This is a genomic window from Pseudomonas sp. DTU_2021_1001937_2_SI_NGA_ILE_001 (genome assembly GCF_032463525.1).
Classification (GTDB): domain Bacteria; phylum Pseudomonadota; class Gammaproteobacteria; order Pseudomonadales; family Pseudomonadaceae; genus Aquipseudomonas.
In genome coordinates, this window is the sequence record NZ_CP135971.1 from 981,148 (window position 1) to 1,003,342 (window position 22,195).

Below are 22,195 nucleotides of genomic sequence, written 5' to 3' on the forward strand. Positions count from 1 at the left end.
TCAGATACGGCGCTTGCGTTGCAGGCTGGGGATCCGCGACGGTGGCACCTGCAAGGCCTGGCTGGGCCGCGTGGCCGCCGCCAGTGCGGCCAGGGTGGACTGCCCGAACAACACCTGGATATCCACCTCCAGCCCCTGGCGTTCAAGCCGTTCGACCAGCGTCACCGCCAGCAGCGAATGCCCGCCCAGTTCGAAGAAGTGGTCATGGCGGCCGACCTGTTCCAGGTTCAGCAGCTCTTTCCACAGCTCCGCCAGCAGGGCCTCGGTTCCCGGTTGCGGCGCCTCGTAGTCGCGGCTTGGGTAAGCCGTGGCGTCCGGGACGGGCAAGGCCTTGCGGTCGAGCTTGCCGTTGGGCGTCAACGGCAGGCTGGCCAGCTGTACATAGGCCGCAGGCAGCATGTACTGCGGCAGCTGCCCGTGCAGATACGCACGCAGTGCTTCTGGCTGCAGCGGCTGCTCGGCGCGCAGATAGGCGACCAGGCGCAGGTCGCCTGGCGCATCCTCACGAGCCATCACCGCCACATCCGACACGCCAGGGTACTGTGCGAGCCGCGCCTCGATTTCGCCCAGTTCGATACGGAAACCACGGATCTTCACCTGGTCATCGTTACGCCCCAGGTATTCCAGGTTGCCGTCCGGCAACCAGCGCGCCAGGTCGCCGGTGCGGTACAGGCGTGCACCCGGTTCGCTGCTGAACGGATCCGCCAGGAAACGCTCGGCGGTCAGCTCGTCGCGGTTCAGATAACCCCGCGCCACACCGGCACCGCCAATGTACAGCTCACCGGCCACACCCAGCGGCACCGGCTGACGATGCGCGTCGAGCAGATAGAACTGGGTATTGCCCACCGGCTTGCCGATGTGCGCGGCAAAGCCATTGGCGCGCTCCATGGCCACCCAGCTGGAATAGGTGGTGGTTTCCGATGGGCCATAAAGGTTGCACAGCCGCTGCACCGAGGTCTCGGCGAAGAGTTTCTCGACCAGCGCGCCCTTCAGCGCTTCACCGGCGACGTTCACCGTGTGCACGCCTTCGTTCAGGCCGCCGGATTCCAGCAGGGCTTTCAGCGCCGACGGTACGGTGTTGATCAGGCTGACATTCGCTTCGCGAGCGGCCAAGGCGTTCTCGACCACATGCACACAGCCACCGGTGGTCAAAGGCGCAAAGCACTCATACACCGCCAGGTCGAAGTTCAGCGAAGTGGAGAACAGCGTGTTCTGCAGCACTTCGGCTTCGAACGCTTGCTGCGCCCAGGTGAGGAAGTTGACCGTGTTGCGGTGCTCGATCATCACCCCCTTCGGTAAGCCGGTGGAGCCGGAGGTGTAGATCAGGTAGGCCAGGTTCGACGAGGTCAGGCCCGGCACCAGCGGGTTGCCCTGATCATCACCTGCCGTCCAGTCAAAGGCATCCAGGTTTACCACCGATCGGTCGCCGAGCAGCCCGAGGGTCGCGTCCTGACCAATCACTGCGGCTGGCGCGCTGTCTTGCAGCATGTAGGCAATGCGCTCGCTCGGGTAATTCGGGTCCAGCGGCACATAGGCGCCGCCAGCCTTGAGCACGGCGAGCATCGCCACCAGCATCGGCGCGCCACGTTGCAGGCAGATGCCCACCCGGGCATCCGCCACCACGCCCTGGGCGATCAGTTGCCGTGCCAGGCGGTTGGCGCGGTCGTTGAGCTGCGCATAGGTCAGCACCAGACCGCCATGCGCCACGGCCTGGGCCGCTGGCGTACGCGCCGCCTGTGCCTCGAACAGGCCATGGATGGTCTGCTCCTGCGGCCAGGGCATGGCCGTGGCGTTGAAACTGGCCAGCCGCTGCAGCTCGGCATTGCCCGGCAGCGCCACGCTGTCCAGCGCGCGCTCCGGTTCGGCGACCATGGCGCGCAGGACGCGCTCCAGGTAATCCCGATGCCGCTCGGCAGTGGCCGGCAGGAACAACGCCGTGGCGTATTCCAGGCTGCCCTGCAGGCAACCGTCGAACTCGCCCAGTTCAAGGGTCAGGTCGAACTTGGCCGTGCCGGTGGGGGCCGGCAGGCTGCTCAGGCTCAAATCACCCAGCGCCAGTTCGCCAGACACCTGGTTCTGCCAGGCCAGCATGACTTGGAACAGCGGGCTGTAGGCCAGGCTGCGCAGCGGTTTGACGCGTTCCACCACATGCTCGAACGGCACGGCCTGGCGCGCCTGTGCCTCAAGGCTCAGGGCACGCACCTGGTGCAGCAGGGTCACGCTGTCGACGCCCTCTTCCAGCGTGACGGGCAGCGCCAGGGTGTTGGCAAACAACCCTATCAGCCCCTCGACCTGTTCGCTGGCACGGTTGGCGACCGGTGAACCGATCACCACCTGGCGCTGGTCGGCCAGGCGCCCCAGCACCACGGCCCAGGCGGCCAGCACGGTCATGTACAGGGTGGCGCCGTGGCGCTGGCTGAAGGCTTTGAGCTGCGCGGTCAGCGCGGCGTCCAGGCACACCGGCAGACGCGCCCCGGCGTAGCACTGGGTGGCCGGGCGCGGCAGGTCGGTGGGCAGGCTGAGCAGCGTGGGCGCCTGGCTCAGGGTCTCTTCCCACCACTGCACCTGGGTCTGCCAGGCGTCGCTTTCCAACAGGCGCTGTTGCCAGGTGGCGTAGTCGGCATACTGCACCGGCAACGCTGGCAGCGGATCGGCCTGGCCCTGTATGAACGCCTGGTACAGGGCGCTCAGCTCCTGGGTCAGGATGCCCAACGACACCCCGTCGGCAATCAGGTGGTGCAAGGTGACCAGCAGCACGTGCTGACGCGCTTGCAGGCGCACCAGGCAGGCGCGCAGCAGCGGCCCGCGGGCCAGGTCGAAGGGCGCGCAGGCGTATTCCTCGCCCAGCGCGGCCAGCGTCGCCTGGCTGTCGGTGCGCTCGCTCCAGTCGAGCTGCTGCAGCGCAAAGCCGCCCGGTGCCGGCACGATGCGCTGCCGGCCCTGTTCGTTGAACACCGTGCGCAACACTTCATGGCGCTCGACGATGCGCTGCAGCGCACGCTCCAGCGCCGGAACGTCCAGCACGCCCTCCAGGTGCAGCGCGACCGGCAAGTGGTAAGCCGCACTGGCCCCTTCCAGGCGCGCCAGGAACAGCAGGCGCTGCTGGGCGAAGGTGAGTGGTGCGTCACCCTGATGCCCGCTGGGCATGATCACCGGCGTCGCCACGCCATGCAGCGGCGCCAGCTGGCGGGCCATGGCCTTGAGCGTGGGCTGCTCGAACAGCGCACGCAGGCTCAGCTCCTGACCCAGCTGCTCGCGCACCCGGGCCAGCAAGCGCATGGCCAGCAGCGAGTGGCCACCCAGGGCGAAGAAGTCATGTTCGCGGCCGACCTGCGGCACTTGCAGCAATGAGGCCCACAAGGCGGCCAGGCGGGTTTCCAGTTCACCCTGCGGGGCCACGTAGTCGGCCACCGCGTCCACCTCGGGCAGCGGCAAGGCGTTGCGGTCGAGCTTGCCGTTGGGCGTCAGCGGCAGGCGGTCCAGATGCATGAAGCGCGTCGGCAGCATGAAGGCTGGCAGCACCCGGCTCAGCGCATCGCGCAGGCTGGCCTCGGCCAGCGGCTGGCCGGTGTACCAGGCCACCAGTTGCAAGTCGCCGGCCGCATCGGGCCGTGCACCGGTCACCGCCTGGCGCACGTCTGGCAGGCCGGCCAGCTGGGCTTCCACTTCACCCAGCTCGATACGGTGGCCACGGATCTTCACCTGGAAGTCGTTACGCCCCAGGAACTCCAGGCTGGCGTCGCTGCGGTAGCGCGCCAGGTCGCCGGTGCGGTACATCCGTGCGCCCGCTACGAACGGATCGTTCAGGAAGCGTTCGGCACTCAGCGCCGCGCGGTTCAGGTAACCCCGCGCCACGCCATCACCACCGATGTACAGCTCGCCCACCCCGCCTTCCGGCACCGGTTGCTGCTGCTCGTCGAGCAGATAGAAACGTGTGTTGGCCAGCGGGCGGCCGATGCTCACCGTGGCGCCCTCGAACCCACCGTCGAGCACCGCCCCGGCCGACGACCAGATGGTCGTTTCGGTCGGCCCGTAGACGTTCCACAACGCCGCCACCTTCGGTTGCAGGCGCCGCGCCAGTTCGCTCGGCAGGGCTTCACCACCGCACAAGGCCTTGAGCCCCGGCGCGCCGGCCCAGCCGCTGTCCAACAGCATGCGCCAGGTCGCCGGTGTGGCCTGCATCAGCGTCGCGGCGCTGTGCTCGATGGCTTCGGCCAGGCGCTGGGCGTCCTGCGCCTGTTCACGGGCCAGCAGCACACAGCAGGCACCGCGGATCAGCGGCAGGTACAGCTCCAGGCCGGCGATGTCGAAGCCCAGGGTGGTCAGCGCCAGCAGGCGGTCGTGGGCCTGCAGGTCGGTCAGCTCGGCCATGGCCCAGAGCAGGTTGACCAAGCCGCGCTGCTCGACCATCACCCCTTTGGGCTGGCCGGTGGAGCCGGAGGTGTAGATCACATAGGCCAGGTGCTCCGGCGCGCGTTCGCAGGCCGGCGGCGTGTCGGGTTGCTGCTGCCAGGTGGCGTCGTCGGCCAGGGCGATCAGCGGGATGCCCTCGGCGGCCAGCGGACCGGCCGTGCCGTCCAGGGTCAGCAGCGCCACCGGCGCGCTGTCCTGCAGCATGTAGTCCAGGCGCTCGGCCGGATAGGCCGGGTCCAGTGGCACGTAGCAGCCGCCGGCCTTGAGGATGCCCAGCAGGCCGACCAGCATCGGCAGCCCGCGCGACACGCACAGCGCCACCGGGGCGTTGCGCCCGTCCAGCAGCGGTTGCAGGTGGTGGGCCAGGCGGTTGGCCTGGCGCTCCAGCTCGGCGTAGCTCAACTGCTGCTCGCCGAAGCTCACCGCGACCTGGTTCGGCGTGCGCTGCGCCTGGGCCTCGAACAGGTCCTGCAGGGTGGCCTGGCGCGGGTAGTCGGCGGCGGTGGCGTTGAATTCGTAGAGCAGGCGCTGACGCGCCGCGCCAGGCAGTACCTGAACCTGCTGCAGGGCCAGTTGCGGCTGCTCTTGCAACGCGTCGATCAGGCTTTGCAGGGTGCACATCAGGTACTGCTGGATGCGTAGCGCATCCACCCCGCCGGTGGCCTGTACCGTGACCTTGAAGCCGCGGCTGCCCAGGTCGTCCACCGCCAGCGACAACGGATACGAGGTGCGTTCATGAGCCTGCAGGCCGGTGATGCCCTGCCAGGCCACATACGCCTGCTCCGAGTCGTCCACCGGGCTGTGGCGATAGTTGAGCAAGGCGCCGAACAGCGGCGCCGGCGCGGCCACGCCGCTGCAGCGCTGGGCCAGGGCCAGCGGTGCCTGCTCGTGGGCGAGCAATTCACTGAGTCGGCGATGCGCCTGCTGCAAGCCGTCGGCAACGCTGGCGCTGCCGGTGTCCAGGCGCAGGGGCAAGGTGTTGATGAACATCCCCACGGCGCGGTCGGCGCCTTCGCCACCACGCAGGCGGCCCATCAGCACGGTGCCGAACACCACATCCTGACGCCCGGCCAGGTGGCCGACCAGCACGCCCCAGGCCAGGTGCCAGAGGCTGGCGGCGCTGACGCCCAGGCACTGGGTCAACTGCCGGGCCCGTTCGGCCAGCGCCGGTTCGCAGGCGTGCTGCACCTCTTGCGGCGTGCCCACGGCAGTGTCCAAGCCAAACGGCAGGGTCGGTTCGCGGACGTCCTGCAGCAGGTCCTTGAAGAACCGCTCGTCCTGCTCGGGCGTAGCACCCTGGCACACCTGGGCGATGTAGTGCCGGTACGGCACCGGCATGGGCAGCTGGGCGGTCGGCTCCAGCATCAGGCGCTGCATTTCCTCGATGACCACGTCGAAGGCCACGTGGTCGAGGATCAGGTGATGGAACACCAGGGCCACCACGAAACGCTGCATGGCGCTATCCCAGGCGGCGTGCAGTTCCAGCAGCGGCGCATGGCGCAGGTCCATGCGGTAGCGGCTGGCGTCGTGGCGCTGGTGCATGCGCGCCACGGCATCGCCCTCGCCGGTCGGCAGTTCGATCACCTCGCAGCGCAGCCGCGCCTGGCGCAGCACCACCTGCACCGGGCGTTCCAGCCCTTGCCAGAACACCGCAGTGCGTAACGCGTCATGGCGTTCGATTACCGCCTGCAAGGCCCGTGTTACCTGCTCCAGGCGTGCCTGGCTGTCGACGCTGAACAACGACTGCAGAATGAACGGGTCACCCTCGGTGGCGGCTGCGTGGTGGTAGAGCAGGCCCTCTTGCAGCGGCGCCAGTGCATAGATGTCCTGCACGTTGGCGGCCCCGCCGGGCACCTGCGCGACGATGGCATCCAGGCTGGCCTGGTCGAGGGTCGCCATGGGCAGCATCGCCGGCGTCAGCCGCGTGCAGCCGGGTGGAATCAGGTTGGCCGGAATCGCCTGCTCCTGTACCTGGCCCAGCGCAGCGGCCAGCGCGGCCACGGTAGGCTGGCCGAACAGCACCTTGACGTCGGCACTCAGACCCTGCTGGCGCATACGCTCAATGAGGGTCACGGCCAGCAGCGAATGGCCGCCCAGGCTGAAGAAGTTGTCTTGCCGACCGACCCTGGGCACGTTGAGCACCTGCTGCCACAGCTCGGCGAGTTGCGCCTCCAGCGGACCTTGCGGCGCCTGGTAGGCCTGCCCGGCCACAGCCTGGGGATCGGGCGCCGGCAGCACCTTGCGGTCAAGCTTGCCGTTGCCATTGAGCGGCCAGTGCTCCAGGCGCATGCACACCGCCGGCACCATGTAATCGGGCAGTGCATCGCTCAACCAGCTGCGCACCGCTTCAGGGGCCAGCGCCTGCTCGGCGGTGTAATAGGCCACCAGCAGCTTGCCGCCCGGCGCGTCGTCGCGCACCACCACGGCGCCCTGGTGCAAGCCGGGGCAGGCATGCAGGCGCGCCTCGATTTCACCCGGTTCGATGCGGAAACCGCGGATTTTCACCTGGCCATCCTTGCGCCCCAGGTGTTCCAGGCGTCCGTCGGCCGACCAGCGGCCCAGATCGCCGGAACGGTACAGCCGTGCGCCCGGCTCGGCACTGAACGGGTCACGGATGAAACTGCGCGCATCCAGCTCGGGGCGGTTCAGGTAACCCTGGGCCATGCCGTCGCCGCCGATGCAGATTTCCCCCGGCAAACCCTGCGGCAGCAGTTGCTGGTGCTCGTCGAGCACGTACACCTGCGTGTTGGCCAGCGGCTTGCCGATGGGCACGAAGTCCTGGTCTGCGGGCACTTCGGTCACCCACTCGGTGGTCGCGTAGGTGGTGGTCTCGGTGGGGCCGTAGCAGTGCACCAGGCGCAGCTGCGGGGCAATCGCCAGCAGGTCGCGGAACACCTGGGCGTCGGCACGCTCACCGCCGCACAGCAGCACGCGCAGCTTGGCCAGGGCCGGGCCGATCAGCGCCACGTACTGGTTGAACACCGCCGTGGTGACGAACAGCACCGTCACTTCATTCTGCGCCAGGGCCTCGGCCAGACGCGGCGGGTCGAGCAACAGGTGGTGGTCGATGACCACGACCTGGCCGCCGTTGAGCAGCGCGCCCCAGACCTCCATGGTGCTGGCGTCGAAGGCCGGGTTGGAGGCGAAGGCGATGCGGTCCTGGCTGTCGAAATCGGCGTAGCCGTTGTTGCGCACCAGCTTGACGATACCGCGCTGCACCGCGATCACGCCCTTGGGCGTACCGGTGGAGCCGGAGGTGTACATGATGTAGGCCGGTGCCAGCGCTGCGCTGGTGCAAGGCGGGTTGTGCGGCGGGTAGCCAGCCAGCTCCAGGGTGTCCAGATCCAGCCGCGGCGCAGCCGGCGCCTCCAGGCTGCTGTAACTGAGCAGCCAGGCCGCGCCGCTGTCACCGAGCATGAAGCTCTGGCGCTCGGCAGGCGCATGGATGTCCAGCGGCACGTACACCGCTGCGCACTTGAGGATGGCCAGTTGCGCGACCAGCAGGTCGAGCGAGCGCGGCAGCAGGATCGCCACCGTGCTGCCGGCCACCACGCCCCGTTCACGCAGGCAGTGCGCCAGCTGGTTGGCCCGGCTGTTGAGCTGGGCATAACTGAGCCGCTCATCGCCATGGCTCGCTGCGGTGGCCTGCGGCCGTTCGGCCACCTGGCTTTCGAACAGCGCCTGCAGGGTCGCTTCGCGGGGGTAAGGCTGGGCAGTGGCGTTGAACGCTTCCAGCAGTTGCTGACGTTCGGCAGCATTGACCACCGGCAGCGTGCACAGCGCTGCCTGCGGTTCGCGGTCCAGCGCATCGGCCAGAGCCGCCAGCGTGGCGCACAGGCGTTGGCCAATGGCTATTGCATCCAGACCTTGCGCAGCCAGTACCGTGACACTGAAGGCTTCGCCCAGGTCATCCACCGAAACGGCCAGCGGATAGTGGGTGCGCTCCTGATTGGCCAGGGCCTCGATACCTTGCCAGGCCTGGACGCTGCTCGCCGAATGGTCCACAGCGCTATGGCGGTAATTGAACAGGCTGTTGAACAACGGCGCCGGCGCGGCAACACCACTGCAGCGCTGGGCCAGCGACAGTGACGCGTGCTCGTGGGCCAGCAGCCCGCTCAGCCGGGCATGGGTGTCGCGCAGCGCCTCGCTCAGTGGCCGGGCGTCGATGGCCAGGCGCAGTGGCAAGGTATTGATGAACATGCCCAGGGCACGGTCGGCGCCCTCGCCGGCCTGCAAGCGGCCCATTAGCACCGTGCCGAATACCACCTGCTCGCGACCGGCCAGTGCAGCCAGCACCCGGCCCCAGGCCAGGTGCATCAGGCTGGCGGCACTGACCCCGCGTTGCCGGGCCTGGGCACGCAAGCGCAGGCTGGTGGCGCTGTCGAGGGGCAGCCGCGCTTCGGCGCTGCCGTCGACCTTCGACACCGGGTGCCCATAGGCCAGGGTCGGCTCATCGATATCGCCGAGCATGTCGCGGAAGAAGGCTTCCTGCGCGGCCTGCCCGGCGCCCAGCCGAGCCTGGGCCACGTAGTTGCGGTACGGCATGGCGGGTGGCAGACGCTCGCCCTCGCCCAGCAGTACGGCCTGCATGTCCTGGCGCACCACCTCAAGGGCCGTGTGGTCGAGAATCAGGTGATGGAACAGCAACAGCATCACCCACTCGCCACTGCCCGGGCAGCGTGCACAGGACAGGCGCAGCAACGGCGGCTGGCTCAGGTCGAAGCGATAGGCACCCTCGCCCTCCTGCGCTTGCAGTCGCTCGGCCAGGGTGGCGTCAGGACCGTCCAGCACCCGGCGCTCGACCACCAGCGTGGCCTGACGCAACACCACTTGCAGCGGCTGCGACAGCTGCTTCCAGAAGACGGCGGTGCGCAGGATGTCGTGGCGGTCGATCACCCGTTGCAGCGCCTGGCAGAAATCGCCGAAACGCTGATCGTCGGCGGCCTTGAAGGTGGCCTGCAGCACATAGGGGTCACGGCCTTCGGCGCTGAGGTGGTGGTAAAGAATGCCCTCCTGCAGCGGTGCCAGCGGGTAGATGTCCTGAATGTTCGCCGCGCCGCCTGGCACCTGCGCGGTGATGCGGTCGATCTCGGCCTGTTGCAGGTCCACCAGCGGCAGCAGTTCCGGGGTGATCTGCGTGCAGCCGGCGGGAATCAGGTTGTCCGGCACCTTGATGTCGGTGCTCTCACCTACGGCAGCCGCCAGCGCGGCCAGGCTCGGCTGGCAGAACAGCACGCGCACATCGGCGCTCAGGCCCTGTTCACGCATGCGCTCGACCAGGCTCACCGCCAGCAGCGAGTGACCGCCCAGCTCGAAGAAGTTGTCATGCCGCCCTACCTGCTCCACGCCCAGCAGGTTCTGCCAGATCGTCGCCAGGGTGCGTTCGGTGTCGGTTTGCGGCGCTTCATAGGCGCGACTCAGCAGCGCGCTGGCATCCGGGGCTGGCAGGGCCTTGCGGTCCAGCTTGCCGTTGGCGGTCAGCGGCAGGCTGTCCAGCTGCACATAGGCACTGGGCACCATGTATTCCGGCAGCTCGCCTTGAAGGTGCTCACGCAGTGCCTCGATGGACACGGGCTGCATGGCGCTGAAATAGGCCACCAGGCGCTTGTCGCCGGGCGTGTCTTCACGCAGCAGGACCACGGCATCCTGAATGCCGTCGAATGCCGTCAAACCTGCTTCGATTTCGCCAAGCTCGATACGGAAACCACGGATCTTCACCTGGTCGTCGTTACGCCCCAGGTACTCCAGGTTGCCGTTCGGCAACCAGCGCACCAAGTCGCCGGTGCGATACAGGCGGCCCAACTCAGGGTGCTGGATGAAACGTTCGGCGGTCAGCTCCGGCTGGTTCAGGTAGCCCACAGCCAGACCATCACCGCCGATGTACAGCTCACCCGCCACGCCCAGCGGTGCCAGCTGCTGCTGGGCATCCAGTACGTACAGCTGGGTATTGGCCAATGGCCGACCAATCGGCACGCTGCCCTGCCCGGCTTCGCGAATTTCATAAGTGCTGGAGAAGGTGGTGGCTTCGGTCGGACCGTAGCCGTTGAGCAAATGCTGCGGTGCGCCATGCTGGAGCACCCCGGCGATCACCGCCGGATCCAGTACGTCACCACCGACGATCAGGTAGCGCAGGCGGCTGAACGCGCCGTACAGGCTGGCCGCATATTGATGGAACAGCCCCGCCGTCATCCACAGCACGCTGACCGCATGCTCGTTGAGCAAGGCCGCAAAGCGGGCGCGGTCCAGCAGCACATTCTGCTCCACCACCACCACGGCGCCGCCATTGAGCAGCGGTGCCCAGACTTCCAGGGTACTGGCGTCGAAGGCCGGGTTGGCGGCGAAGGCCACGCGGTCCTGGGCGTTGAACTCGGCATAGCCGTTGTTCAGCACCAGGCGGGCAACCGCTCGATGCGGCACCACCACGCCTTTCGGCTGACCGGTGGAGCCGGAGGTGTACATCACGTAGGCCGCTGCATCCGCTGCCTGTTCAAGGGCCGGGTTGTGTGCGGCCTGGCCGCTCAGGTCGAGGCGGTCCAGGTCCAGGCGTGGCAGATCGTGGGCAGCAGGCTCGCGGCTATGGCTGAGCAGGCACACCGCCTGGCAGTCCTGCAGCATGAACGCCTGGCGCTCCACCGGCGCATGCACGTCCAGCGGTACATAGGCCGCAGCGCACTTGAGCACCGCCAGTTGCGCGACCAGCAGGTCTGCCGAGCGCGGCAGCAGCAAGGCGACCTTCGACCCCGCTGTCACGCCCTGGCCGAGCAACTGGTGAGCCAACTGGTTGGCGCGGCTGTTGAGCTGCGCGTAGTTCAGCTCAACCTCGCCGTCGATCACGGCTCGGGCATCCGGGCGGGTCTGCGCCTGAATTTCGAACAGGCGCTGCAAGCTCTGCTCGCGTGGGTAGTCGCTGGCTGCCGGGTTGAGTGCCAGCAGTTGCGCACGCTGCGCGGCGGGCAGCACCTCAAGGTCCAGCAATGCCGCCTGGCCGCCCAGTTCCAGGGTCTTGGCCAACTGTTCCAGCACGCCGCCCATGGCAGTTGCCACGCCTGCGGCATCGATGCCGCGCAGCGCTTGCACGGTCAGGCGCAGCGATTGGCCGAAGTCATCCACCGACAGCAGCAACGGATAGTTGGTGCGCTCTTCGGCGCTCAACGTGGTGATGCCCTGCCAGGCCTGCGCGGCAGTCGCTTCGGCCACGGCGGGGGCAGCGGAGTGGCGGTAATTGAACAGGCTGTTGAACAGCGGTGTGGGAGCGGCGACCTGGCTGCAGCGTTGCGCCAGGGCCAGGGGCGCCTGCTCGTGGTTCATCAGCGCGATCAAGGTGCCATGGGTGGCCTTGAGCGCCTGGGCCACGCTCTGTTCGCGCAACACCACGCGCATCGGCAGGGTGTTGATCACCATGCCCAGCAGTTGCCCGCCACGCTGGGCGCGCGACAGGCTGCCCAGCAGCACGGTGCCGAACACCGCCTCGTCACGCCCGGCCAGCGCACCGAGCAGCCGCGCCCAGGCCAGGTGGCACAGGCTGGCGGTGCTGACGCCATGCTGGCGGGCCTGGTGATGCAGGCGCTGGCACAGGGCGGCCGGCAAGTCGTGATGCGCCTCCAGCACATCCTGACCATCGCCCAGCACGTCGTATTGGCCGAACGCCAGGGTCGGCTCGCTGACCTCGCCGAGCATTTGCGTGAAGAACGCTTCGTGGTCCTGTTGCGAGCCGGCGCGCCGTGCCTGTTCTACATAGGCGCGGTACGGCAACGCCGGTGGCAGGCTGGCCCCTTGGCCCAGCAGCAGGGCTTGCATCTCCTGTTGCACTACCGCAAGTGCGGCGTGGTCGATGGCCAGGTGATGGAACAGCAGCGTGGCCTGCCAGCGCTGTTCGGTGCGGTCTTCACCGACCAGCAGGTGCAACAACGGGGCCTGGCTCAGGTTCAGGCGGTGCTGGCGCGGGTCGACCTTGGCGGGCCATTGGCTGGCCAGCGGCTGTTGCGGGTCGAGTTCGGCGCTGATGTCGGTGATCTTCAGGTGCGCCTGGCGCCACACCACCTGCAACGGCGCCTCGAGCTGCTGCCAGTGCAGCGAGGTACGCAGGATGTCGTGGCGGTCGATCACCCCCTGCAGGGCTGCGCAGAACTGCTCCAGGCGCGCCCGGCTGGCCAGGGTGAAGCTCGACTGCAACAGGTAGGGGTCGCCCTGGCGAGCGCTGATGTGGTGGTACAGAATGCCTTCCTGCAACGGTGCCAGTGGGTAGATGTCCTGCACATTGGCGGCACCGCCCGGCACGCTGGCGGCAATGCGGTCCAGCTGCTCCTGGGTCAGCGCCAGATGCGGCAGATGCTCGGGTGCGAGGCGCTCGCAGCCCTCCGGGATGCCCACCGGTTGCAACCCGGTGTCGCCACCCTTGAGGTGCTGCAGCAGCGCCGGCTTGTGCTCCTTGATCAACGCCAGGGTGGCGGGCTCGGCCAATGATTGCTTGCGCCCGCGCACCACCAGTTGGTCTTCGTTCACCGACAGCTCGATGCCCTTGTCTTCCAGTACAGCCATCAGGTCGATCACATTCACAGCACAATCTCCGTCTTTTCCAGCGCCGCGACGTATTGCGCCAGCGTCGGTTGTTCAAACAGCAGCTTCACGTCGGCCTCAAGGCCGACCTGGCGCAGTTTTTCCATCAGGCTCACCGCCAGCAGCGAATGGCCACCCAGGGCAAAGAAGTCGTCGTGGCGGCCTACCCGTTCCACGTTCAGCACTGCGGCCCACAGCGCGGCCATGCTGCATTCGTCTTCACCTTGTGGCGCTTCATATTCGCTTTGCGCCAGGGCGCCGGCCTGCGGTGCGGGCAAGGCCTTGCGGTCGAGCTTGCCGTTGGGCGTCAGCGGCAAGGCCGGCAGATGCACGTAGGCGCTCGGCACCATCCAGGCCGGCAACTCGGCCAGCAGGTGGGCACGCAGGGTTTCCGGTTCCGGCATGCCGGCATCGGTGGTGAACCAGGCCACCAGGCGCAGTTCGCCACTGGCATCCGGCAGCGCGCCGACCACTGCCTGGCGCACCTGGGCCAGGGCAGCCAGGCGGGCTTCGATCTCGCCCAGCTCGATACGGTGGCCACGGATCTTCACCTGGAAGTCGTTACGCCCCAGGAACTCCAGGCTGGCGTCGCTGCGGTAGCGCGCCAGGTCGCCAGTGCGGTACATCCGTGCACCCGGCACGAAGGGGTCGTGCAGGAAGCGTTCGGCACTCAGCGCCGCGCGGTTCAGGTAACCCCGCGCCACGCCATCACCACCGATGTACAGCTCGCCCACCCCGCCTTCCGGCACCGGTTGCTGCTGCTCGTCGAGCAGATAGAAACGTGTGTTGGCCAGCGGGCGGCCGATGCTCACCGTGGCGCCCTCGAACCCACCGTCGAGCACCGCCCCGGCCGACGACCAGATGGTCGTTTCGGTCGGCCCGTAGACGTTCCACAACGCCGCCACCTTCGGTTGCAGGCGCCGCGCCAGTTCGCTCGGCAGGGCTTCACCACCGCACAAGGCCTTGAGCCCCGGCGCGCCGGCCCAGCCGCTGTCCAACAGCATGCGCCAGGTCGCCGGTGTGGCCTGCATCAGCGTCGCGGCGCTGTGCTCGATGGCTTCGGCCAGGCGCTGGGCGTCCTGCGCCTGTTCACGGGCCAGCAGCACACAGCAGGCACCGCGGATCAGCGGCAGGTACAGCTCCAGGCCGGCGATGTCGAAGCCCAGGGTGGTCAGCGCCAGCAGGCGGTCGTGGGCCTGCAGGTCGGTCAGCTCGGCCATGGCCCAGAGCAGGTTGACCAAGCCGCGCTGCTCGACCATCACCCCTTTGGGCTGGCCGGTGGAGCCGGAGGTGTAGATCACATAGGCCAGGTGCTCCGGCGCGCGTTCGCAGGCCGGCGGCGTGTCGGGTTGCTGCTGCCAGGTGGCGTCGTCGGCCAGGGCGATCAGCGGGATGCCCTCGGCGGCCAGCGGACCGGCCGTGCCGTCAAGGGTCAGCAAGGCCACCGGCGCGCTGTCCTGCAGCATGTAGTCCAGGCGCTCGGCCGGATAGGCCGGGTCCAGCGGCACGTAGCAGCCGCCGGCCTTGAGGATGCCCAGCAGGCCGACCAGCATCGGCAGCCCGCGTGGCACACACAGCGCCACCGGGGCGTTGCGCCCGTCCAGCAGCGGTTGCAGGTGGTGGGCCAGGCGGTTGGCCTGGCGCTCCAGCTCGGCGTAGCTCAACTGCTGCTCGCCGAAGCTCACCGCGACCTGGTTCGGCGTGCGCTGCGCCTGGGCCTCGAACAGGTCCTGCAGGGTGGCCTGGCGCGGATAGTCGGCGCTGGTGGCGTTGAACGCGTAGAGCAGGCGCTCGCGCTCGGCGGCCGGCACGATGCCCAGCTGGCTCAGCGCCGGGCTCGGCGCCGCATGCAGTGCTTCGGCCAGGCCGCGCAGGGTCTGTTCGACATAGCCGCACAGGCGCGCCGCACCGATTTCTGCCGGGGCCATGACCGAGAAGGCGAACTGGCTGCCGCCATCGTCCACCGACAGGGTCAGCGGATAGTTGGTGCGCTCCTGGCCTTCGAGCAGGCTGATGCCTTCCCAACCGGCGGTTTCGCCAGCGCTGCCATCCGTGTGACGGTAGTTGATCAAGGCACTGAACAGCGGCACGTTGCCGGCCACGCCGCTGCAGCGCTGGGCCAGTACCAGCGAAGCATGTTCGTGGGCCAGCAAGGCGCTGAGTCGTGCATGGGTGGCGGTCACGCCTTGCAGTGCCGTGTGGCCACCCAGGCTGACGCGCAGCGGCAAGGTGTTGATGAACATGCCCAGGGCTCGGTCGGAACCTTCACCGGCCTGCAGGCGACCGCTGAGTACCGTGCCGAACACCACTTCGCTCTGCCCGGTCAGCGCGCCCAGCACCTGTGCCCAGGCCAGGTGATACAGGCTCGCCAGGCTCACGCCCAGACGCCGGGCATGCTGACGCAGCGCCTCGGCCAAGGCGGCAGGCACCGGCTGGCGGACTTCTTCGATATCGCTGCCGTCGCCTTGTACATCGTGCAGGCCGAACGGCAGGGTCGGCTCGCTGATGTCGCCCAGTTGCTCGCGGAAGAACGCCTCGTGCGCTGCGTGGCTGACCCCCAGGCGTGCCTGGGCCACGTAGTTGCGGTACGGCACCTGACTCGGCAGCGCCTGGCGCCCCTGGCCGGCCAGCAGTGACTGGATGTCATCGCTCATGCGGCTCAGCGAAGTGGCATCGTCGACCAGGTGATGGAAGCGCAGCACGCCCAGCCAGCGGCCGTTTTCGGCATCTTCGGCATAGCCGATGTGGATCAGCGGTGCCTGACGCAGGTCCAGGCGATGCTGGCGCGGGTCCAGCGCGGCGCACAGGCGTTCGGCGACGCTACCCGGTGCGTCGGGCAATTCCACCGCCTCCACGGGCAGCGGTGCCTGGCGCCAGACCACTTGCACCGGCTGCGCCAGGTTCTCCCACTGCACGGCGGTACGCAGGATGTCGTGGTGATCGATGACCTGTTGCAGGGCGCCGGCGAACTGCTGCAGGCGCGCGAAGCTGTCGAAGGCCAGCAACGCATATTGCAGGTAGGGGTCGCCCTGCTCGGCAATCAGGTGGTGGTAGAGAATGCCTTCCTGCAGCGGCGCCAGCGGGTAGATGTCCTGCACGTTGGCCGCGCCGCCCGGCACGCCCTGGGTGATGTGGTCGATGCTCGCCTGGTCCAGCTCGATCAGCGGCAGCAGATCGGGGGTGATCTGCGTGCAGCCGGCAGGAATCAGGTTGGGCGGCACTTCCACCTGCCGCGCCTGATCGCCGCCCACCGCTGCCGCGAGGGCCGCGAGGGTTGGCTGGTTGAACAACACCCGTACATCGGCGCTCAGGCCCTGCTGGCGCATGCGCTCGATGAGTTTCACCGCCAGCAGCGAGTGACCACCCAGCTCGAAGAAGTGATCGTGACGGCCCACCTGCTCCAGTTGCAGCAGCTCGGCCCACAGCCGTGCCAGGGTACGTTCGGCGTCGGTTTGCGGTGCCTCGTAGGCGCGGCTGGCCAGTGCCGAAGCATCCGGGGCTGGCAGCGCCTTGCGATCCAGCTTGCCGTTGGCGGTCAGCGGCCATTGCTGCATCACCACGTAGGCGGCAGGCAGCAGGTGCTCGGCCAGGCGGGTTTGCAGTTCGCCACGCAGGCTGGCCGCGTCCAACACGCCCTCGCCCATCACATAGGCCACCAGACGCTTGTTGCCAGGCACGTCCTCGCGGGCGACGACCACCGCTTCGCTCACACCGCTGCAGGCTTGCAGCTGCGCTTCGATCTCGCCCAGTTCGATCCGGAAACCGCGGATCTTCACCTGGTCGTCGTTACGGCCCAGGTACTGCAGCTCGCCGTCCAGCGACCAGCGCGCCAGGTCACCGGTACGGTACAGGCGGCCCAGGGTCGGATGCTGAATGAAGCGCTCGGCGTTCAGCTCGGGACGGTTCAGGTAACCCCGAGCCACACCGGCACCACCGACATACAGCTCGCCGATCACCCCTTCCGGTAGCGGCTCACGATTGGCGTCCAGCACGTAGATGCTCAGGTCCGCCAAAGCCTGGCCGATCGGGCTGACGCCTGGTTGCTGGGCATCCGCCGGGGTCAGGGCGCGGTAGGTCACGTGCACCGTGGTCTCGGTAATGCCGTACATGTTCACCAGTTGCGTACCAGCGTTACGTACCTGTACGTACCAGGGCTTGAGCAGCGTGGTGTCCAGCGCTTCGCCGCCGAAGATCACCTGGCGCAAGGAATGCGACTGCTCGCTGCTTGCTTGTGCAGCGATCAACGAACGGAAGGCGCTCGGGGTCTGGTTCAGCACTGTGACGCCCCGCGCGCAGAGCAGTGCGTAGAAGTCCTGTGGCGAGCGGCTGACGGCGTACGGCACGATGACCAGCTCGCCACCGTGGGCCAGGGCGCCCCAGATTTCCCACACCGAGAAGTCGAAGGCCACCGAATGGAACAAGGTCCACACGTCGCTGGTGTCGAAGTTGAACTGCACCTGGGTGGCGCTGAACAGCCGGCTGACATTGCCGTGTTCCACCTGCACGCCTTTCGGCAGACCGGTGGAGCCGGAGGTGTAGATCACATAGGCCAGGTTCGATGCCGCGACTTGCACCTCTGGGTTACTCAACGGCTGATCGCCCAGTGAATCCATATCGATCAGTGGCGCCGTAGTGTCGAGCAGACCCACCGTCGCGCCCTGCACCAGTACGGCTTTTGGCGCGCAATCCTGCAACTGGTAGGCCAGGCGTTCAGCCGGGTAATCCGGGTCCAGCGGCACGTAGCCGGCACCAGCCTTGAGCACGCCCAGCAGGCCGACGATCAGCTGCGGGCCGCGCCCCAGGCACAGCGCCACGCGGTCGTCGGCACTGATGCCCTGGGCCAGCAGGTAATGCGCAACCTGGTTGGCCTGAGCATTGAGTTCGCCGTACGTCAGGCACTGCGCCTCGTAGCGCAGCGCGATGGCCTGCGGTCGGGCCAGCGCCTGAGCCTCGAACTGGCGGTGTACCGCCGGGGTCTTGGCACAGGGTTGGGTGTCGCCGCCCAGGGCCAGCAGGCGCTGACGTTCGGCGGATGCCAGCGGGCTCAACTGCTCAAGGGCGCTGTCGGGAGCCTGCTGCAGCGCAGCGACCAGTGCTTCAAGCACGGTCTGCAGGTAATCGCAGACCCGCTGTGCGCCGATTGTGCTGGTGGCCAGGGCAGTGATTTCGAAGCCTTCGCCCAGATCATCGACGTTCAGGGTCAGCGGATAGTTGGTGCGCTCGCGTCCATTCAGGGCCTGCATGCCGTCCCAGGCCTGGGCGCTTTGCAGGCTGTCATCCGCCGCGCTGTGGCGGTAGTTGAGCAAGGCGCTGAACAGCGGCGCCTGGCCCTGGATACCGCTGCAACGCTGCGCCAGGGCCAGCGAGGCATGCTCGTGGGCCAACAGCGCGGTGAGCTGGGCATGCGCCTGGCGTACACCCTGCGCCACGCTCAGCCCCTCGAGGTTCAGGCGCAGCGGCAAGGTGTTGATGAACATACCCAGTGCCCGCTCGGCGCCGGCACCCCCTTGCAGGCGGCCCAGCAACACGGTACCGAACACCACGTCACTGCGCCCGCTGGTGACGCCCAGCACCCGGCCCCAGGCCAGGTGCAGCAGGCTGGCGGCACTGACGCCGCACTGGCGTGCCTGATTACGCAGGGCGGCGCTCAACGCCTCGGGCAGCCGCTGCTTGACTTCCTCGATACCCTGGCCGTCGCCCTGCACGTCGTGCTCGCCGAACGGCAGGGTCGGTTCGCTCACGTCCCCCAGTTGCTCACGGAAAAACGCTTCGTGGGCTTCGGCACTCACGCCCAGGCGTGCCTGGGCCACGTAGTTGCGGTACGGCGCCGCGGTGGCCAGGCGGTCGCCCTGGCCCAGCAGTAGGGCCTGCATCTCTTCCTGCACCACCGCCAAGGCGGTGTGGTCCAGCACCAGGTGGTGGAACAGCAGGTTCAATACCCAGCGTCCGTTGCCGGCATCTTCGGCGCAGGCCAGGTGCAGCAGTGGCGCGCGGGTCAGGTCAAGGCGGTAATGAGCGGCGTCGAAGCGCTGGCTCAACTGGGCCGCGATATCACCCGCACCGGCATCCAGCGTCAGCCACTCCGGTACCAGCCGGGCTTCGCGGCAGACCACTTGCACGGGACTGTTCAGCGCCTGCCAATGCACGCTGGTACGCAGGATGTCGTGGCGCACGACCACCTGCTGCAGGGCCTGGATGAAGGCCTGCAGGTGAGCCTGGCTGGCGAAGGCGTACTGCGATTGCAGCACATAGGGGTCGCCCTGCTCGGCACTGAGGTGGTGGTACAGGATGCCCTCCTGCAACGGTGCCAGTGGGTAGATGTCCTGGACATTCGCCGCGCCGCCCGGAATCTGCGCCACGATGCGGTCGATTTCGGCCTGTTGCAGGTCCACCAGCGGCAGCAGCGCCGGGGTGATCTGTGTGCAACCTGGCGGAATCAAGTTTTCAGGCACGCTAATGTCAGTGCTTGCTCCGACGGCGGCCGCCAGGGCTGCCAGCGTCGGCTGGCTGAACAGCACACGTACATCGGCACTCAGGCCCTGTTCACGCAGGCGTTCCACAAGGCTTACGGCCAGCAGCGAGTGACCGCCCAGCTCGAAGAAGTTGTCATGCCGCCCCACTTGCGCCACGCCCAGCAGGTTCTGCCAGATCGTGGCCAGGGTGCGTTCGGTGTCGGTCTGCGGCGCTTCATAGGCGCGACTCAGCAGCGCGCTGGCATCCGGCGCTGGAAGGGCCTTGCGGTCCAGCTTGCCATTGGCGGTGAGCGGCAGGCTGTCCAGCTGCACATAGGCGCTCGGCACCATGTACTCCGGCAGCTCACCCTGCAGATGATCGCGTAAGGCTTCGATGGCCAGCGGGCTGGCTGCTGTGAAGTAGGCCACCAGGCGTTTATCACCTGGGCTGTCTTCGCGCAGCAGCACGGCATTGGCCTCGATGCCGTCGAACTTGGCCAGGGACGCTTCGATCTCGCCCAGCTCGATACGGAAACCACGCAGCTTGATCTGGCTGTCGTTACGCCCCAGGTATTCCAGGTTGCCGTCCGCCAGCCAGCGTACCAGGTCGCCGGTACGGTACAGGCGACCCAGTTCGGCGTGCTGGATGAAGCGCTCGGCGGTCAGCTCCGGCTGGTTGAGATATTCCACAGCCAGACCATCACCACCGATGTACAGCTCACCTGCCACGCCCAGCGGTGTCAGTTGCTGCTGGTTATCGAGCACATACAGCTGGGTATTGGCCAATGGCCGACCAATCGGCACGCTGCCCTGCCCGGCTTCGCGGATCTCGTAGGTGCTGGAGAAAGTCGTGGCTTCGGTCGGGCCGTAGCCATTGAGCAAATGCTGCGGTGCGCCATGCTGGAGCACCCCGGCGATCACCGCCGGATCCAGTACGTCACCCCCGACGATCAGGTAGCGCAGGCGGCTGAACGCGCCGTACAGGCTGGCCGCGTATTGATGGAACAGCCCCGCCGTCATCCACAGGACGCTGACCGCCTGCTCATCGAGCAGTGCCGCAAAGCGGGCGCGGTCCAGCAGTACATTCTGCTCCACCACTACCACGACGCCGCCATTGAGCAGCGGCGCCCAGACTTCCAGGGTGCTGGCGTCGAAGGCCGGGTTGGCGGCGAAGGCCACGCGGTCCTGGGCGTTGAACTCGGCATAGCCGTTGTTCAGCACCAGGCGGGCAACCGCTCGATGCGGCACCACCACGCCTTTCGGCTGGCCGGTGGAGCCGGAGGTGTACATCACGTAGGCCGCTGCATCCGCTGCCTGTTCAAGGGCCGGGTCGTGGGCGGCCTGGCCGCTCAGGTCGAAGCGGTCCAGGTCCAGGCGTGGCAGGTCGTGGGCAGCAGGCTCGTGGCTATGGCTGAGCAGGCACACCGCCTGGCAGTCCTGCAGCATGAACGCCTGGCGCTCCACCGGGGCATGCACGTCCAGCGGCACATAGGCCGCCGAACACTTGAGCACCGCCAGTTGCGCGACCAGCAGGTCTGCCGAGCGCGGCAGCAGCACGGCGATCTTCGAACCCGCTGTCACGCCCTGACCGATCAACTGGTGAGCCAGCTGGTTGGCACGGGTGTTGAGTTCGGCGTAGCTCCACTGAACCTCGCCGTCGATCACCGCCAGGGCGTCCGGGCGGGTCTGCGCCTGGATTTCGAACAGGCGCTGCAAACTCTGCTCGCGTGGGTAGTCGCTGGCTTCGGGGTTGAAACCCAGGACCTGTTCACGTTCATCCCCGGCCAGCACCGGCACGGCGCACAACGGGGTCTGCAGGTCCTGCTCAAGCGCCTGGGCCAGGCCCTGCAGCGCGTTGTGCATGTGCTCGGCGACCCGCTGCGCCGCTACGCCCGGCGCGGCCAGCACGCTGAGGGCGAAGGTGTCGCCAAGGTCGTCCACCGACAGGGTCAGCGGGTAATGCGTACGCTCCTGCGCTGCCAGGGCCTCGATGCCGTCCCAGGCCGGGTGGGCAGCGGCCTGTTCGGCGTCGGCGCTGTGGCGGTAGTTGAGCAGCGCACTGAACAGCGGTGCCGGCGCGGCCACGCCGCTGCAACGCTGGGCCAACGCCAGCGGTGCGTGCTCGTGGGCCAGCAGCTGGCTGAGCTTGGCGTGGGTACTGGCTACGGCCTCCACCAGCGGCAGGTCACCGAGCTTGATGCGCAATGGCAGGGTATTGATGAACATGCCCAGGGCCCGGTCACTGCCCTGCCCGCCACTCAGGCGGCCGAGCAGTACGGTGCCGAACACCACGTCATCGCGCCCGCTGGCGGCGCCCAGCACCCTGGCCCAGGCCAGGTGGTGCAGGCTCGCCGCACTCACGCCCAGGCGGCGTGCCTGGCTGCGCAAACGCTGGCTGAGGTTTTGGCTCAACGGCAAGCGATGCTCGCTTAAGGCCTGATCGTCGCTGTGCGCCAGGCAATAAGGCAGGGTGGACGCATCGACGCTGCCCAGTTGCTCACGGAAGAACGCCTCATGCGCTGCGTCGCTCACGCCCAGGCGTGCCTGGGCCACGTAGTTGCGGTACGGCACCGGGGCACCCAGGGTTTCGCCCTGGCCTTGCAGCACGGCCTGCATTTCCTGGTTCACCACTTCAAGGGCGGTGTGGTCCAGCACCAGATGGTGGAAGCGCAGCAGCGCGACCCAGCCCTGCGTGCCTGGAACCTGGCTGCACGCCAGGTGCAGCAGCGGTGCGCGAGCCAGATCAAGACGCTGATGCTCGTTGCTGTAGCGTG

General features: G+C 67.9%; 2 protein-coding genes (1 of these 2 cut by a window edge). Both read right to left on the reverse strand.

What is annotated here, in order from left to right:
* Complete coding sequence (locus RRX38_RS04165) at positions 1-12,969, reverse strand: non-ribosomal peptide synthetase (protein WP_315961656.1); 12,969 nt, start codon at positions 12,967-12,969, stop codon at positions 1-3.
* A protein-coding gene (locus RRX38_RS04170; protein ID WP_315961657.1) for a non-ribosomal peptide synthase/polyketide synthase crosses the window boundary here: on the reverse strand, positions 12,966-22,195 show its end. The gene runs 19,567 nt beyond the window's last position; 9,230 of the gene's 28,797 nt are visible here — the last part of the coding sequence; the start codon falls outside the window, past its right edge; the stop codon is at positions 12,966-12,968. The genes RRX38_RS04165 and RRX38_RS04170 overlap by 4 nt, the downstream gene beginning before the upstream one ends.